The sequence below is a fragment of the Pseudomonas sp. AGC41 genome (genome assembly GCF_057334555.1).
Window position 1 is genome coordinate 25148 of record NZ_JBHFJB010000151.1, and the last position, 589, is coordinate 25736.

Genomic DNA, 589 nt, shown 5'->3' on the forward strand with positions numbered 1-589 from the left:
GGTCCGACAGTCAATTATTCTTGACTGATCCTCCGCCTTCGCGAGCAGGCTCCCTCCCACAGGTTTTTTTGTGGTTTGCGTATAGTGTTGTGCCAACGATTTTCAGGAGACCGACCCGATGCTGATCCCCTGCCCTCATTGCAACGGCCTCAATCGCATCCCCGCCGAACGCCTGGGCGACCAGCCCAAGTGCGGACGTTGCAAGGCCCAGGTGTTATTGAGCGAACCGTTCGAACTCAAGCAAGGCGACTACGCCAGCCAGATCAAGGGCGACCTGCCGTTATTGGTGGATGTCTGGGCGCACTGGTGCGGTCCGTGCAAGTCCTTCGCGCCGGTCTTCGAACAGGCCGCCGCGCAGTTGGCGGGTCAATGCCGACTGGCCAAGCTCGACAGCGAGGCCAACCATCAGCTGTCGGCGCAGCTGGGGATTCGCTCGATTCCCAGCTTGATTCTGTTCCGGGATGGCCGGGAGGTTGCCCGGCAGAGTGGGGCGTTTCCTTTGCCGCAGCTGATGAGTTGGTTGCGCAGCCAGGGGATCTGACCTCAGCACGGTGGGAGCGAGCCTGCTCGCGAAAGCGGACTGTCAGGC

At 61.5% G+C, this 589-nt stretch carries 1 protein-coding gene; it reads left to right on the forward strand.

The genetic code is table 11. The annotated features are described in order from the left end of the window. Positions 1-118: 118 nt before the first annotated feature. A complete protein-coding gene (gene trxC, locus ACE04F_RS24710; RefSeq protein ID WP_486110316.1) occupies positions 119-541 on the forward strand; it encodes a thioredoxin TrxC in 423 nt (140 codons plus the stop codon). Positions 542-589 lie beyond the last annotated feature (48 nt).